Raw genomic sequence first — 1,874 nt, forward strand, 5'->3', positions numbered from 1 at the left:
TGAACCCGTGTACACGGCTTTGCAGGCCGTTGCCTCGCCTCTCGGCCACTCCACCAGCCAGATCCCGGGGGACCTGTCAGAGCGGAAGACGGGATTCGAACCCGCGACCCTCACCTTGGCAAGGTGATGCTCTACCACTGAGCCACTTCCGCGCGTCCCCGGCGAATTCGCCCGGGGCACGGGAGAACTCTAGCGCGTTCCCGGAGCGCGCGCGCCCAACCGGGCCGCCCGCCGCGGCCGCGGGACCCTCACCCCCGGAGCCGGACGACGTCCTGCGCCCGGACGAACATGACCCGGTGCCCGAACTGGATCTGGTGGTAGCGCGTCGCGCCCCGGATGAGGCGGTGCTTCGACGGGTCGAAGGTCACCGCCCGCAGGTGGGAGCCGCGGCGGGTCAGGCCGAGGCTGTAGCGCTGGCCGGCAGGGAGCCGGTACTGCAGCGGTACCGGCTTCTGCCGCTTCACCCCGCGCGGGTAGGCCGAGGCCTCGGGGTACGGCCTGCCGTACAGCCGCACCGAGGCCAGGCCCGGCCGGGGGGTGACCACGGGACCGCGGGCGCGTACGGAGGTCCGGGAGCCGGCGGGGTCGTGGAACCAGGCCTTCTGGCCGAGGTACCAGATCGCGGTCCAGTCGCCCCGGCGCTCGGCCAGGGCGTAGCGCTGACCGGTCGAGGCGCGGGCGGCGTGGTCGTAGACGCTGTGGCTGGAGCCGCCGGCCGGGTGCTTGCCGACGTCCCTGACCAGCGGGGCGTCGGCCGCCGGGGCGGTGCGCAGCCAGACCGAGGACGCGCCCGCGGGAGGGCAGGGGCGCGACCCGCCGCCGCACCCGGTGAAGTGGGGCCGGTAGACGGCGTAGCGGGGCAGGATCGTCACCGAGCGCGCGGGCCGCCGGCCGGTCAGACCGGCCAGGACGGCCAGGGCCGGTCGCGGCGCCCGGCCGGTCCGGTCCAAGGGGCGGCCCAGCAGCTCGAAGTAGTGCTCCCAGTCCCAGTAGGGGCCCGGGTCCTCGTGCATGCCGCGCACGGTCGCCGGGGTGGCGCCGGGCACGTTGTCGTGGCCGAGGATGTGCGCCCGGTCCAGCGGCACGCCGTACCGGCGGGCGAGGTGGCGGACCAGCCGGGCCGAGGCCCGGTACATCGCCTCGGTGTACCAGGCGCCGCCGTGGGCCAGGTAGCCCTCGTGCTCCAGGCCGATGGAGCGGGAGTTGACGTACCAGTTGCCCGCGTGCCAGCCGATGTCCTGGCCGCGCAGGTGCTGGGCGATGTGGCCGTCGCTGGAGCGCAGGGTGAAGTGCCAGCTCAGGTAGGCGGGGTCGGCGGCGAGCCGGGTCATGGCGTCGTAGCTCGTCTCCCCGTCGTGGACGACGATGTAGTCGATCTCCCGGCGGCCCTCGTAGCGGTCGTGGTTGCCGTAGCGGCCCTTGCCCAGCTTCCGGTAGGCGGCGGGGATCCACTCGCAGGAGACCCCGCGCGGGCAGTCGGGCCCCGCGGCGCCTCCGGGGTCCTGGCGCGGGACGAGCCGCCGGGGCGAGCGGCCGTCCCGGTCCGGGCGGCCGGGCTCCGCCGGGGCCGCGGGGATCGCCGGGACCGCCGGGGTCAGGCCGGGGTCCGGGCGCAGGACCATCCGCTCGCCGTCGTCGGTCATCCGGGCGGCGCCGGTGCGGAGCGTCGCGTAGACCTCGTCGGCGAAGACCGCCGCGGCCCGGGCCTCGCGGGTCCCGGGATAGCGGGCCACCGCCTCGTACCAGTGGGCGGGCCCGGCGTCCGGCCGCCCTCCGGTGCTCCGCTGGTGGTCGGCGAGGAGCGCGGCGCCGCCCATGATGTTGGCGGCGGGTCCCGGCGCAGGCGGTCGGGGGAGATCCCGGTCAGCGCGCGG

1 protein-coding gene and 1 tRNA gene are annotated in these 1,874 nt (G+C 76.1%); both read right to left on the reverse strand.

Annotated features, from left to right (window positions below):
• Window positions 1-80 precede the first annotated feature (80 nt).
• Window positions 81-152, reverse strand: a tRNA-Gly gene (locus tag ACWJ6R_RS35635).
• Between the two features lie 96 nt (window positions 153-248).
• Window positions 249-1,874 (reverse strand): N-acetylmuramoyl-L-alanine amidase (locus tag ACWJ6R_RS35640; RefSeq protein ID WP_449066431.1); only part of this gene is annotated, 1,626 nt, incomplete at its 5' end.

This window comes from Planomonospora algeriensis, from assembly GCF_977012225.1.